The organism is Kitasatospora sp. NPDC093102 (genome assembly GCF_040683915.1).
Taxonomy (GTDB): Bacteria; Actinomycetota; Actinomycetes; order Streptomycetales; family Streptomycetaceae; genus Kitasatospora.
In genome coordinates this window covers 1-13,366 of record NZ_JBFBFA010000024.1, presented here as the reverse complement: position 1 = coordinate 13,366, position 13,366 = coordinate 1, and the positions used below count along the sequence as shown (strand labels likewise).

At 75.9% G+C, this 13,366-nt stretch carries 7 protein-coding genes, 1 pseudogene and 1 riboswitch; of the genes and pseudogenes, 2 read left to right on the top strand and 6 right to left on the bottom strand.

Annotated elements, in window-relative coordinates:
* The first annotated feature begins 17 nt into the window (after positions 1 to 17).
* Positions 18 to 1,271: a threonine/serine exporter family protein gene (locus tag AB0O11_RS25795; protein WP_363391496.1), complete on the top strand. Its 1,254-nt coding sequence runs from the start codon at positions 18 to 20 to the stop codon at positions 1,269 to 1,271.
* Positions 1,272 to 1,311: 40 nt separating this feature from the next.
* Here the strand turns inward: AB0O11_RS25795 and AB0O11_RS25790 are convergent, their stop codons facing one another.
* Entirely contained in the window at positions 1,312 to 2,025 is a 714-nt protein-coding gene (locus AB0O11_RS25790) for an IclR family transcriptional regulator (protein WP_363391494.1), read from the bottom strand.
* A 199-nt stretch (positions 2,026 to 2,224) separates the two neighbouring features.
* Positions 2,225 to 2,367, bottom strand: a riboswitch (SAM riboswitch).
* A 63-nt stretch (positions 2,368 to 2,430) separates the two neighbouring features.
* Positions 2,431 to 3,504 (bottom strand): hypothetical protein, encoded by a 1,074-nt coding sequence (locus AB0O11_RS25785; protein WP_363391492.1) that lies wholly within the window; start codon positions 3,502 to 3,504, stop codon positions 2,431 to 2,433.
* Between the two features lie 261 nt (positions 3,505 to 3,765).
* Here AB0O11_RS25785 and AB0O11_RS25780 point away from each other — a divergent pair, with 261 nt between their 5' ends.
* Positions 3,766 to 6,882 carry a BTAD domain-containing putative transcriptional regulator gene (locus tag AB0O11_RS25780; protein WP_363391490.1) on the top strand — a complete coding sequence of 1,039 codons (3,117 nt, stop codon included), beginning with the start codon at positions 3,766 to 3,768 and terminating at the stop codon, positions 6,880 to 6,882.
* A gap of 79 nt (positions 6,883 to 6,961) precedes the next feature.
* Here the strand turns inward: AB0O11_RS25780 and AB0O11_RS25775 are convergent, their stop codons facing one another.
* The 4 genes and pseudogenes from AB0O11_RS25775 to AB0O11_RS25760 all read right to left on the bottom strand — a co-directional run bounded on the left by AB0O11_RS25775 (position 6,962) and on the right by AB0O11_RS25760 (position 13,349).
* Positions 6,962 to 7,189: a hypothetical protein gene (locus AB0O11_RS25775; RefSeq protein ID WP_363391487.1), complete on the bottom strand. Its 228-nt coding sequence runs from the start codon at positions 7,187 to 7,189 to the stop codon at positions 6,962 to 6,964.
* A gap of 133 nt (positions 7,190 to 7,322) precedes the next feature.
* Positions 7,323 to 8,147 (bottom strand): annotated as a pseudogene (gene ddaH / locus AB0O11_RS25770) (dimethylargininase); the annotation flags it as partial.
* A gap of 42 nt (positions 8,148 to 8,189) precedes the next feature.
* The gene (locus AB0O11_RS25765) at positions 8,190 to 9,485 is read right to left on the bottom strand and encodes an MFS transporter (RefSeq protein WP_363391484.1); all 1,296 of its coding nucleotides are present in this window, start codon (positions 9,483 to 9,485) and stop codon (positions 8,190 to 8,192) included.
* A 6-nt stretch (positions 9,486 to 9,491) separates the two neighbouring features.
* Entirely contained in the window at positions 9,492 to 13,349 is a 3,858-nt protein-coding gene (locus AB0O11_RS25760; RefSeq protein ID WP_363391481.1) for an amino acid adenylation domain-containing protein, read from the bottom strand.
* Between the last annotated feature and the right edge of the window lie 17 nt (positions 13,350 to 13,366).

Sequence of the window (13,366 nt, the reverse complement as noted above, 5' to 3'; positions counted from 1 at the left end):
ATGGGACGATACCTGCCATGCCAAGCACGTCTCTCCTGGTCAGGGGCACCGAAGCCCCGCCCGACCCGCTCCGCCGTCTGCTGCTCGAACTGGGCGAAGCCCTGCTGGGCGGTGGCCTGCCCGTCCATGACGTCGAGGAGGAACTCCGCGGACTGGGACGGTCGATGGGGGCTCCGGACGTGCGGGTCGCCGCGCTGACCAACGGGCTGTTCGTCGCCCTGGGGGCGGACGAGGCCACCCGGTTCCAGCCGGTCGGCGCCGCCCTGCGGTTCGAGCAGACGGCCGACGTCCTCCACCTGGTGCACCGGCTGCGGGCGGGCGAGCTCGACGGGCCACGGGCGCTCGCCGAGCTGGAGGGGATCCGGCGGGCACCGGCCCGCCGGCCCGCGTGGGTGGCGGACCTGGGGGCGCTGCCGGTCGGGGTGGGGGTCTGCCTCTTCCTGCAGCCGGCGGCGGCGAACGTGCTGGCGGCCGGGCTCGGCTCGCTGATCGTCGTGGGGCTGACCGTGCTCGCCCGGCGGCTGCCGTACCTGCGGCCGCTGCTGCCCGTCACGGCCGGGTTCCTGGTCGCGCTGCTGGTCCTCCTGCTCGCCCGGGCCTCGCTGCTGGACGGTCCGCTGCGGACCATCGTGGCCACGCTGGCGATCCTGCTGCCGGGCGGGCTGCTCGTCACCGGGCTGTCGGAGATCGCCGCGGGTGCGGCCAGCGCGGGTACGGCCCGGCTGGTGTCCGGCGCGGTGCAGTTGGCGCTGTTCCTCGCCGGGGTGGCCGCGGCCGCGACCGCGGCCGGCATGCCGGCCGCCGCGCTGGCCAACGTGCAGGTGGCCAAGCCCAGCTGGTGGGTGATCGCCCTGGGGCTGGCGCTCGCGGTCGCGGGGGTGGTGGTCAACGTCCACACCCCGCCCTCGGCCGTGCCGTGGATCGTCGTGGTGATCGCGGCGAGCGTCACGGTCCAGGTGGTGGTGGGGTCGGCGCACGGCGCGGCGATCGGCGGCCTGGCCGGCGCGGTCACCGCCGCGGCCACGGCCACGCTGGTGCACTGGCTGCCGGGCGGTCCGCTCTGGCAGGTGCTCTACCTCCCGGCGTTCTGGATCGTGGTGCCGGGCTCCTTCGGTCTGCTGAACACCGCACAGATCGAGGTCGGCAACGGCGCGCAGTCCGTGCTGACAGCCGTGTCGGCGGTGTTCGGGGTGTCGATCGGCACCCTGATCGGCGCGGTGATCAGCCGGATACCCCGCCCCTCCCGCACCGTCCTGCTGCCCCGGGCCTGAGCCCGGGGCAGCGGAGGTGCGCCCCGAGAGGGCGGGTCGGTCACGGGTGGCGCAGGGCCTCGGTGAGACGGTGGGCCGCCTCGACGACGGCCTGGGCGAGGTGGGCGCCGGGGTGGCGGGTGAGCCGTTCGATCGGTCCGGAGACCGAGACGGCGGCCACGACCCGGTTGGACTGGCCGCGGACCGGCGCGGAGACGGACGCGACCCCGAGCTCGCGCTCGCCGACGGACTGGGCCCAGCCGCGGCGCCGTACGCCACTCAGGGCAGTGGCGGTGAACCGGGCGCCCTGCAGCCCGCGGTGGAGGCGCTCGGGCTCCTCCCAGGCCAGCAGGACCTGGGCGGCGGAGCCGACCTTCATGGGGAGGGTGATCCCCACCGGAACCGTGTCGCGCAGGCCGGTGAGACGTTCGGCGGCGGCCACGCAGATCCGGACCTCGCCCTGCCGGCGGTAGAGCTGGGCACTCTCGCCGGTGACGTCCCGGAGCTGGGTGAGGACCGATCCGGCCGCGGCCAGCAGCCGGTCCTCGCCGGCGGCCGCCGAGAGCTCGCCGAGCCGGGGGCCGAGCATGAACCGGCCCTGCATGTCCCTGGTGACCAGGCGGTGGTGCTCAAGGGCGACGGCCAGCCGGTAGGCGGTGGGCCGCGCCATGCCGGTGGCGGCGACGAGGCCGCCCAGGGTGGCGGGACCGGCCTCCAGGATGCCGAGGATCGAGGTGACCTTGTCGAGCACGCCGACGCCGCTCGTGTTCTCCATGGGTGGGGTACTCCAGTCTCAAGGCCCGGGAGCAGCGGGTGGGCGCTGCTCACGGCGGCTCCTGGCGGGGAGCCGGGGGTGGTCAGCGAGGACGGGCCGCAGAAGTCGGCCGATTGCCTGCGCCGGGCACGAGACGGGTACGCGAAAGCGCCGGGGCGGGAAGCGCCCGGGCGAAGGACAGCACAGAGAGCACCGTGTCTCCTCATCTTTCCCGCGCCACAGTGGCGACAGGCCGGAGTTGGCACTGATCCCGGACGGCACGGCGCGTACTTCGGACGCCGGGTCGACCGGGGAGTTGCCGGGGCTTCGTAGGGCCGGTCCCTCCACCCCTCTGGATGATTCGCCAGGAACCATACAAGATTCCCCGGGCCGGCCGCCAAGCCCCCCACCCACGCCTGCGGTCGCTCAGCGGTGGCGCGGCTCCGACAGGCCGGTGCACCGGGCCGGGTCCGGGCTGCCGGGGGCGGTCTCGTCCCAGGCTCGCAGGGCGGCGAGGGCGGCGGTGCGTTCGGGCGCCGTCGGCCGGGTGCCCTCCGGGCCGAGCAGGTAGTCGGCGACCGGGGTGAGCAGCAGGGTGGCGGCGCCGGCCGGCAGCAGCAGGGCCTCGTCCCAGCGGTGCCGGATGACGGTGCGGCGCAACAGGGTGCCGTGGCGGGGCCGGAGCGGGTGGGCGAGGGTCCGGCGGCGGCGGAGTTCGGGCGCGACCTCGGCTTCCAGGACGGTGCGCACGTCCCGCAGGGAGCCCAGCGACACGTGCTCGGCGGCGAGGTCGAGGAGGGCCGCGGCCTCCGGGGCGAGCCGGTAGGCGGCGACCACCGCGGCGGTCTCGACGGGTTCGAAGGGCTGCCCGGCGAGGTGGGCCACGTCGATCACGTCGCCCGCGAGGAAGGCGCGCCCGAGCCCCTCCTCGGCGAGGGCGATCAGGCACTCCACGTGGTCGTCGGCGGCCAGGTAGGGGCGGACCGGGACGGTGGCGAGGTCGCCGGTGAGCGCGGCGGTCGCGACCCGTACCTGGTACCACGGGTCGAGCAGCGGGTCCTCGGCCGGCCAGCGCAGGGTGACGGTGGTGTGCCGGGGCCGCTCGCCGAGCAGGGTGACCTCCACGGACTCCACCGGGTGGTCGGTGACCAGCCGGTTGACCGCCTGCCAGAGCGTGGCCTCGGTGGGGCTGACGAGACTGAGCCCGCCCAGCGGCCGGGGCAGGTCGGGCGGGTAGTAGCCGGCCAGTGGCAGGTCGCGGATCGGGCGGACCCCGGTGGCGTCGGCGAGCTCGCGGGCGATCCCGGCGTAACAGTCGGCCCGGTCGCGGGCGCGCCGCAGCTCGGCCCGGGCGTGCTCGCCCATCCGGACGCCGTCCCGGGCGAGCGCGGCGAGCACCAGGTACGGGAGGTGGCGCTCGCCGCGGGCACGGTGGAGCAGTTCGACCGGTCCGGCGACCGGGTCGACGTCGAGCAGCCGGTGGAGCAGGTCGGTGTTCATGGGCGTCCGCCTCCGTGAGCCGTGGTGGTCGCCCGGACGGCGGCCGGGCGGCCGGGGACGTGGCGGGTCCGACGGTTGGTGCCGGGCCGACTGCGGGCGCCACACCACCGATTGTGGTGACGGCCGATCAACACCGGATCACCGCCGGGTCGACGATCCCTCGACATCCCACCGGGTGCCGTGGGTTGATAGGGGCTCATCAATTCGGGGGGCGGCACGTGCGCGGGCGGGGGCGAGCACATGAGGCGGGCAGGTGCAGGAATGGATGATTTCCGGTTCTCGGTCCTGGGTCTGATGCGGGCGCAGCGCGGCGTGACCGTGCTGAAGGTGGGCAGCCCCCAGCAGCAGGCCATGCTGGCGGTGCTGCTGCTCCGGCCCGGCCACGGTGCGAGCGCCACCGATCTGATCGACGCCCTGTGGGGTGAGGAGCCGCCGGGCACCGCGATGACGACGGTGCGCACCTACGCCTGGCGGTGGCGCAAGGTCCTGCACGGCGAGGAGCCGGACGCGCCGGCCGTGCTGACCTCGGTCGGGGACGGCTACCGGCTGGTGCTGCCCAAGCACGCGGTGGACGCGGCGCAGGCGGAGGAGCTGGCCGCGCAGGCCGAGCGCACGGCGGCCGCCGGAGAGCCGCAGCAGGCGCGCGACCTGCTGAACCAGGCGCTGGAGTTGTGGCAGGGCGAGCCGCTGGCCGGCATCCCCGGTCCGTTCGCGCAGCGGCAGCGCCAGCGGCTCCAGGAACTGCGGCTGACCCTGCTGGAGGAGCGGATCGCCCTGGACCTGGCGCTGGGGCGCTACTCCCGGTGCATTCCGGAGCTGACCTCGCTGACCACCGAGCACCCGCTGCACGAACGGGCGTACGGGCTGCTGATGCGCGCGCTGTACCAGGCCGGGCGGCAGGCGGACGCGCTGGCGGTGTTCCGGGGCGCGCGCCAGCTGTTCCTGGCCGAACTGGGGGTGGCGCCCGGGGCGGAGCTGGACCTGCTGCACCAGCGCATCCTGGAGGGCGACCCGTCGCTCGCCGCTCCGACGCCGTCCGTCGCGCTCCTCGCCGGCAGTGCGGAGCCGGCCGTGCCCGGGGTCGAGTCGCCGGACCCGCCCGCCGGACCCGCGGTGCCGGACGTGCCCGCCACCGTCCCGGCCGGGGCCGCCGCACCGACCCCGAGACCGGCCCAGCTTCCGCCCGACGCGGCCGACTTCACCGGCCGGACGGTGCTGGTGGAGCGGCTGGGCGGGGCCCTCGGCACGCCGGGCCAGCAGGCGCTGGTGATCGCGACCGTGGTCGGCATGGGCGGGGTCGGCAAGACCGCGCTGGCCCTGCACGTCGCCCACCGGGTCCGCGAGGCCTACCCGGACGGGCAGCTCTACGTCGACCTGCGGGGCGCCGACGCCACTCCGGCCGATCCGGAGGCGGTGCTCAGCGGCTTCCTGGTCGCGCTCGGCGTGCCGGCCGACGCGGTGCCGGACGGGCTGGACGCCCGCTCGGCGCTGTTCCGCTCGGTGGTGGACGGCCGGCGGCTGCTGCTGGTGCTCGACAACGTCCACGACACCGCGCAGATCAGACCGCTGCTGCCGGGCGCGGTCGGCTGCGCCGTCCTCACCACCAGCCGCACCCGGCTGTCCGGCCTGCCCGCGACCGTCCAGGCCGACCTCGGCGTCTTCGAACCCGAGGAGGCGCTCGAACTGCTGGGCCGCACCATCGGCGCCGAGCGGCTGGCCGCCGAGGCGGAGGCCGCCCGGGAGCTGCTGCTCGTCTGCGGCCACCTCCCGCTCGCGGTCCGGATCGTGGCGGCCAGGCTGGCCGCCCGGCCGAGCTGGACGGTGCAGACGCTGGGCCGCCGGCTGGCGGTCGAGCGCCGGCGGATCGACGAGCTGCGCATCGGCGACCTGGAGGTGGCGGCCGCCTTCGAGCTGAGCTACCGCCAGTTGACGCCCGCCCAGGCCCGGGCGTTCCGGCTGGCCGCCTCGGTGGACGGCCCGGACCTCGGGCTGCAGGCCGCGGCCGCCCTGCTGGACCTGGACGAGTACGACGCCGAGGACCTGCTGGAGGCCCTGGTGGACGTGGCGATGATGGAGTCGCCCTTCCCCGGCCGCTACCGCTTCCACGACCTGTTGCGCGCGTTCGCCCGGCGCCGTCCGGACGATCCCGGCGCGGCCGTGGCGGCCCGCGACCGGATGCTGGACCACCTGCTGGCCACCGCGTGCACGGCCTTCCAGCACGCCGTCCCCGGGGATCCGGCGGCCGGGGCGCTCGGGCCGGCCCGCAGCGCGGGCGTCCCCCTGGACGGCCCGGACGGGGCGCGGGCCTGGGCCGAGGCGGAGGGCTCCGGGGCGATCGCGCTGGCCGCGCAGGTGGCGGGCTGGACGGTCACGGACGACGACGCCACCGCACCGTCGGCTCCGGCCGAAGGGGCGGCACCGGAGCCGCTGCGCGCCGCGATCGACCTGCTGATCGCGCTCACCCCGTTCCTCCTCGCCCCGCCCAGCCGCCGGCTGGCCACCACCGCGGAGGCCCTGGCCTCGGCCGCGGTCCGACGCGCCGACCACCGGGCAGCTGGTCGGGCGCACTTCCTGCGCGGCAACGTCGCGCTGGCCGCCACCCGGCTGGAGGAGGCGGAGGCGGCCTCCCGGCTGGCGGTGGCCGCCTCCCGCTCGGCGGGCGACACGGTGATCCTGCGCCAGGCCCTGAACGACCTCGGCCTGGTCTGCCAGTTCCTCAGCCGCTACGACGAGGCCGTCGAGCACTACGACGAGGCGCTGGCGCTGGCCCGCGAACTCGGCCACCGCTCCGGGGCGCTGGTGACGACGGTCAACGCCGCGCTGGCCCGGGTGCGCAGCGGGCGGGCCGCCGAGGCGGTACCGATCTGCCACGAGGTGCTGGCCGAGCTGCGGACCCGGCACGACGATCCGGGCCGGGCGTACACGCTGTACGTGCTGGGGCTGGCGCTGCACGGGCTGGAGCGGCACGAGGAGGCGGTCACCTGGTTCGGCGAGTGCCTGGCGGTGGCCTCGGCGGCCGGTCTGCGGGCCCGGGCCGCGCACGCCCGCTACCGGATGGCGGACAGTCTGCGGTCGCTGGGCCGGACGAACAAGGCGCTGGAGCACGCCGGGCAGGCGCTGGAGCTGTGCGAGGAGCTGGGTGCCGAGCGGGACCAGGGCCACGCGCTGGTGGTGCTGGGCCGGACGCTGGCCGACCTCGGGCGCGAGGCCGAGGCGTACGGCCGGCTGCGGGAGGCCCATCGGATCTTCGTCCGGCTGGGGCTGCCGGAGGCGCGGGAGGTGGCGGGGCTGCTGCCCCGGGGGGAGGGTTCGGCCGCTTCGGCCCGGTCGGTCCCGGACGGGTGGCGGGCCGCCGACCGGTTGTCCTCGGGCTGCTGAGGAATCGATCCTGCTGTCGGTTCCAGTGTGCTCAGGAGCCGGTGCGCTCAGGAGCCGGTGCGCTCAGGAGCCGGTGTGCTCAGGAGCCGGTGCTGTTCCAGTCGCCGGTGCCGCCGGTCGCGGTGGGGGTGGGGGTCGGGGTGGGCGTCGGCGTCGCGCCGCCGCTCACCACCGTCGCCGCGCCGGTGTCGGCAGTCTGCGCCACGGCGACCGTGGCGGACAGGCCGGTGCCCAGGGCGACGACCGCCCCGAGGCCGACCGTGAACATCCGGAGGCGGGTGCGGGCGGTGGCCGGACGCTGCGTCATCTCTGGTGCTCCCTCGGCTCGCTTCCCCGGTGGGAAGGGGTTCCGTCGTGGTGTGGCACCAGTCTGGCCGGGCGCGTTCAACGGCCGATCTACAGCCGAGCACCGGTGGTCACCGGTGCTCGGCGCCGCCCGCTCAGGGCGCCGAACGGATCTCCAGGGTGCAGCACTTCACGCTGCCGCCGCCCTTGAGCAGCTCGCTGAGGTCCATCCCGATCGGCCGGAAGCCGCGCTCCCGCAACCGCACGGCCAGGCCGACGGCCGCCTCCGGCAGCACCACGTGCAGGCCGTCGCTCACCGCGTTGAGGCCGAACACCGCCGCGTCGGCGCCGTCCACCAGAAGGGCGTCCGGGAACAGCCGGCGCAGGACGGCACGGCTGCCGGCCGAGAAGGCCTCCGGGTTGTACATGATCTCGTCGCCGTCGAGCACGGCGAGCGCGGTGTCCAGGTGGTAGTAGCGCGGGTCGACCAGCTCCAGGCCGACCACGGGCCGCCCGAAGAACTCCTGGGCCTCCGCGTGCCCGTCGGCCACGCTGCGGAAGCCCCGCCCGGCCAGCACGAAGCCCGCGGTCAGCAGCAGGTCCCCCTCGCCCTCGTTGACGTGCTCCGGATCGCGCGTCTCGAAGCCCCGGGCGCGGAACCACTCCAGGTAGGCCGGGCCCTCCGCGGCCCGCTCGGCGTTGCGGAAGCGCGCGCCGAGCACCTTGCCGTCCACCACGGTGGCGCCGTTGGCCGCGTACACCATGTCGGGCAGGCCGGGCAGCGGGTCGATCAGGTCGACCCGGTGGCCGAGCTCGCCGTAGAGGGCGTACAGCCGCTCCCACTGGGTGACCGCGAGGTCGGTGTCCACCGGCTTGGCGGGGTCCATCCACGGGTTGATCGCGTACGTGACGTCGAAGTGGGTCGGACGGCACATCAGGTAGTGGCGCGGGCGGGCGGTGCGGGTCATCGGGGTCCTCCGGGTGAGGGCGGGTCGGGAGGTGGCGCGGGCGGGGCGGGGCGGTCAGGCGACGGGGGCCGACGGCCGGGTCGGGAAGTCGCGCAGGCCGCGCAGCGGGCTGGCCAGCAGCACCCCGCCGGCCGAGAGCAGCACGCCCGCCATCAGCCAGATGGTGCTGCGGGCGCCGATCACCTCGCCGAGGTAGCCGCCGAGCAGGGCGCCCACGGGGATCGCGCTGTAGTTGAGGGTCGCGGAGCTGGCCCGGATCCGGCCGATCATCCCGGGCGGGCAGTAGGCCTGGGAGAAGCTGCCGGCCAGGACGTTGCCCGCCACCACGCCGCAGACCGCGACCGCCCAGGCGAGCGCGCTGACCACGAGCGGCAGCCGCTCGCCCGCCAGCGGCAGCAGCAGGATGAAGGGCGCGACCACCAGCTCGCAGACCAGCAGCCCGCGCGCGGTGCCCAGCCGGCGGGCGATCCGCCCGGCCAGCACCGCACCGGCCAGCCCGCCGACGCTCACCAGCGCGAACACCGCGCCCACCGCGCCCGGTTCGACCCCCACGCTGCGCACCAGGAAGACCGTCTGCACCGCCTGGATGCCGTTCAGTCCCAGGTTGCCGACCGCCGCGAAGCAGGCCAGCGTGCGCAGGTAGGGATCGCGCAGCAGGAACCGGACGCCCTCGCCGATCTCGCGCGGGATGCCGCGCCGCTCGGACACCGGCGGGGGGCGTTCCTCCGTCCTGATCCGCCGCAGGCAGAGCGCCGACACCAGGTAGGTGAGCGAGTCCGCGAGCATCCCGCTGGCGGCACCGAAGGCCTGCGCGAGCAGACCGGCCACTCCCGGGCCGGCGATGTCCGCCGCCGAGGCCCCGGAGCGCAGCTTGACGTTGGCCTCCAGCAGGTCGGCCTTCGCCACCAGGGTGGGCAGCACCGCCCCATAGGCGGTGGAGAAGAACACCTTCACCGCCCCGGTCAGCAGAGCGACCACCACCAGCTGGGCGAGGGAGAGCGCCCCCAGCCAGGCGGCCACCGGGACGCTGCCGAAGAGGACGAGCAGCAGCAGGTCGCAGACCAGCATCACCCGCAGCCGGGGCCAGCGGTCCACCCAGGCACCGGCCGGCAGGCCGAGGAACAGCCAGGGCAGCCAGGCGGCGGCGTTGATCACGCCCACCGCGAAGGGGCCGGCGCCCAGGGTGACCACGGCCACCAGGGACAGCGCCACGCTCCCGACGGCCGTGCCGAGGGTGCTGGTGGTCTCACCGATCCAGAGCCGGCGGAAGTCCCCTTGGGCCCACAGGCCCCACCGGCTGCGCGGCCGCTCCGGCGGCGCCGGTGACTCGATCGGGACGGTGGTGGTCATCGCGGGTCACGCTCCAAGCTTCTCGGCCAGCACGGCGGCGATCCGTGCGAGGGGTTCCGGCTGGGTCAGCTCGCCGTGGGCGCAGGCGAGGCGGTGGCTCTCGATCCGGCCGTCCAGGTACGGCCGCCAGGTCTGCTCGTACGGCCAGTCGGCGGGCTTGCCGGTGGTCGCCCCGAAGAAGACGGCATCCCCCCGGTAGCGGTCGGGCACGTGCTCGGCCATCAGCTTGCGGTGCCGGTCGAAGACCTCCGGCAGCACGGCCACGGCTTCCCCGAGCACGGCCCGCAGACCGGCGAGGCCCCGTCCGTCCGCCGGGTCGTAGCCGAGCGAGTGCAGCAACTCCGCGAGGGTGTCGGCGGCTTCGACGGGCGGTGCGTCGGCGCTGCGGGCCGCCGGGGCGCCGTCGAGCAGGGCCAGCAGGCCGACCTCGGCGCCCTCGGCCCGCAGCCGCACGGCCATCTCCTGCGCGACCACCGCGCCGAAGGACCACCCCAGCAGGTGGTACGGGCCGTCGGGACGCACCGCGCGGATCTGCCGCACGTAGTCCTCGGCGATCTCGGCGACGCTCGCCGGTGCGTCGCCGCGCAGGCCGCGGGCCTGGAGGCCGTACACCGGCTGCTCGGGGCCGAGGTGGCGCAGCAGCCCGGAGTAGACCCAGCTGATGCCGGCCGCAGGGTGGACGCAGAACAGCGGGGCCCGGTCGCCGCCGGTGCGCAGCGGCAGCAGGACGTCCAGCGCGTCGGCCGCCGGGCCGTGGTCGAGCCGCCGGGCGAGCCCGGCCACGGTGGGCGCCTCGAACAGCGCCCGCATGCCGGGGTCCGCGCCGAGGGTGGTGCGGACCCGGGCGAGCAGCTTCATGGCGAGCAGGGAGTGGCCGCCGAGGTCGAAGAAGTCGTCGTCGATGCCGACGCCCTCCAGGCCGAGGGTCTCGGCGAACAGCGCGCAGAGGAGCTCCTCCTGCGGCGTCCGGGCGGCACGGCCGCCGGCGAGCTGTCCGAAGTCCGGTGCGGGCAGCGCCGTCCGGTCGAGCTTGCCGCTGCCGGTGAGGGGCAGCGCGGGCAGCGGGACGACGGCGGCGGGCAGCATGTAGCCGGGCAGGTGGCCGGCGGCGAAGGCGCGCAGTTCGACGGGGTCGAGCGGGCCGTCGGTGACCACGTAGGCGACCAGGCGCAGCCCGTCCGCGTCGGGCAGGACGGCGGCGGCGCCCACCTGCGGGTGGAGCGTCAGCACGTGCTCGATCTCGCCGAGTTCGATGCGGAAGCCGCGGATCTTCACCTGGTGGTCGGTGCGGCCGAGGTACTCCATGCCGCCGTCGCGGGTGCGGCGCACCAGGTCCCCGGTGCGGTACATCCTCACACCCGGCTGGAAGGGGCAGGCCACGAAGCGCTCCGCCGTCAGGCCGGGACGGCCCAGGTAGCCGCGGGCCAGACCGGCGCCGGCCAGGTACAGCTCCCCCGGCACACCCACCGGGACGGGGTTGAGGTACTCGTCCAGCACGTACGCCCGCACGCCGGCGATCGGGCCGCCGAGCCCCGGGCGCTCCGCGGCGTCGACGGGCCGGCCGAGGGTGTAGACGGTGGCCTCGGTCGGGCCGTACAGGTTGTGGGCGGCGGTGTCCGGCGCCTCGCGCAGGGCGGTCCAGAGCTGCTGCCCGACGGCTTCGCCGCCGAGCACCAGCACCGGCGGGGCGGTCTCCTCCAGCAGGCCCTCCGCGAGGAGTTGCTCGGCGTAGGACGGGGTGACGTCCATGGCGCCGATGCCCGCCGCGCGTACGTGCCGGACCAGGGCGGCCGGGTCGCGGCGCAGCTCGTCGCCGATCAGGTGCAGCTCGTGCCCGGCGAACAGCCACAGCAGGCTCTGCAGTGATCCGTCGAAGGACAGCGAGGCGGTGAGCGCGACCCGCAGTCGGCCGTGCGCGGCCTCGGCGGTGGCGATCAGCCCGCCGCGGTGGGCGGCCAGCAGGGCGGCGATGCTCCCGTGCGGCACCACGACGCCCTTGGGGCGGCCGGTGGAGCCGGAGGTGTAGATCAGGTAGGCGGCGTTGTCGGCCGAGGCACGCGGCGCCGGGTCGGTGTCCGGTCCGGTCGCCTCGGCGACGTCCAGGGTGGGCACGCCGGCCAGCGCCTCCGGCTTCGGCCAGCCGCCGTCGGTGAGGACGAGGGCGGGGGCCGCGTCGGCGAGGGTGTCGGCGGTGCGGTCGGCCGGGTGGTCGGCGTCCAGCGGCAGGTAGGCGCCGCCGGCCTTGAGGACGGCCAGGATCGCGATGACGCTCCTGGCCGAGCGCGGCAGGGCGAGGGCGACCACCGACTCCGGGCCGACGCCCTCCCCGATCAGGTGGTGGGCGAGCCGGTTGGCCCGGGCGTTCAGCTCGGCGAAGGTCAGCACGGTGTCGCCGCAGACCAGGGCGACGGCCTCCGGGGTGCGGGCGGCCTGGGCCGCGAAGGCGGCCGGCAGCAGCGGGACCTCGTCCGGCAGGGCGCCGCCGGCGGTCGGGAGCGCGGCCAGCTCCTGGGCCGACAGCAGCTCGATCCGGCCGATCGGCAGCTCGGGCCGGGCAGCCACCGCCGCCAGCAGCCGGCCGAAGCGGACGGCGACGGCCTCGACCGTCTCCCGGTCGAAGAGGTCGGTGGCGAAGTCGATCGCGCACTCCAGGCCTGCGGGCGCGCCGTCCGCGTCGAAGGACTCGCCGAGGCCCACGCTCAGGTCGAACTTGGCGACCGTCCCGGCGGAGGACTCCACGGAGGCGTCCAGGCCGGCCGGGGCGAGCGGCGCGCGGTCGCCCTGGCCCTCCAGCAGCAGTGCCACCTGGAAGAGCGGGTGGCGGGCCAGCGAGCGGGCCGGGTTCAGCTCCTCCACCAGGCGCTCGAAGGGCACGTCCTGGTGGGCGTGGGCGTCGAGTTGGGTCTCCCGGACGCGGGCCAGCAGCTCGGTGAAGCTCGGGGAGCCGGTAGGGGTATCCCCAGCGGAGCGAGGGGAAGTGTCGGTGCGCAGCACCAGGGTGTTGACGAAGAACCCGACCAGGTCGTCCAGCGCCTCGTCGCAGCGCCCGGCCACCACCGAGCCGATCGGGATGTCGGTGCCCGCGCCGAGGCGGGTGAGCAGCGCGGCGAGGGCCGCCTGCACCGTCATGAACATCGTCACCCGGTGCTCGCGCGACAACTCGCCGAGGGCGCGGTGGAGTTCCGCGCCGTAGGGCACGACGACCCGCTCGCCGCGGTGGGAGGCGGCCGCGCGGCGCGGCCGGTCCACGGGCAGGGACAGCTCCTCGGGCAGGCCGGCCAGCGCCTCGCGCCAGTGGGCGAGCTGGCGGGAGAGCAGGCTCTCCCCGTCCTCCTCCTCGCCGAGCAGCTCGCGCTGCCAGAGCGCGTAGTCGGCGTACTGGACGGGCAGCGGCGCCCACTGCGGGGCCGTGCCGCCGGTGCGGGCCGCGTAGGCCGTGGCGAGGTCGCGCAGCAGCGGGCCCATCGACCAGCCGTCCCCGGCGATGTGGTGCAGGACGAGGGCGAACAGGTGCTCCCCGGACCCGGCCGGGATGACGTGGGCGCGGACGGGAAGGTCGGCGGCCAGGTCGAAGGGGCGGGCCGTGCAGCTCGCCGGCTCGGTGCCGGGCGGCAGCAGCTCGACCCGGACGCGGGCCTGCTCGGCGGGCAGGATCCGCTGGTACGGGGTGCCGTCCTCCTCGGCGATCAGCGTGCGCAGGCTCTCGTGCCGGGCCACCACGTCACCGAGGGCCAGCTCCAGCGCGGCCGTGTCCAACTCCCCTGCCACGCGCAGGACGAGCGGCAGGTTGTAGAGGGCGCTGGGGCCTTCCATCCGGTCGATCAGCCACAGGCGCTGCTGGGCGAAGGACAGCGGCACCCGCACCGGACGCTCACCCCCCG